Source organism: Photorhabdus sp. RM96S (assembly GCF_042879335.1).
Classification (GTDB): domain Bacteria; phylum Pseudomonadota; class Gammaproteobacteria; order Enterobacterales; family Enterobacteriaceae; genus Photorhabdus; species Photorhabdus kayaii.
The window spans coordinates 1-293 of sequence record NZ_JBHFKT010000234.1 but is presented as its reverse complement, the minus strand read 5'-3'; the positions used below and the strand labels follow the sequence as shown (position 1 = coordinate 293).

Below are 293 nucleotides of genomic sequence, written 5' to 3'. Positions count from 1 at the left end.
GGCAGATAAAGGGATAAGAACTCCCTGGCCGTTTCGGGCTGCGTTAAAAAATGTTTGAATAATGCGTCATGGTGAGGCCGTTTTTCTTTCTTTGCCACAATCCGTTTCTCTGTCTTATTAGTTAGTCATTACCATTTATAGTATTTCTACCAAGTTACAAAAAACATTGTCTCAGATTTCCCCAGGCAAATCTTTACCGAATGCATTAATAGAAGAGCCTAAAGAATCAAATACCAGAAAAGAAAAAAAGAGAAAACATTATATTTACAACAATTACTTTATGAAAGCCATTC

At 35.2% G+C, this 293-nt stretch carries 1 protein-coding gene; it reads right to left on the bottom strand.

All coding sequences use genetic code 11. The features are described from left to right. On the bottom strand, positions 1-98 hold a 98-nt coding region (locus ACGF49_RS25130; RefSeq protein ID WP_229015749.1), incomplete at its 3' end, for an Rpn family recombination-promoting nuclease/putative transposase. Between the last annotated feature and the right edge of the window lie 195 nt (positions 99-293).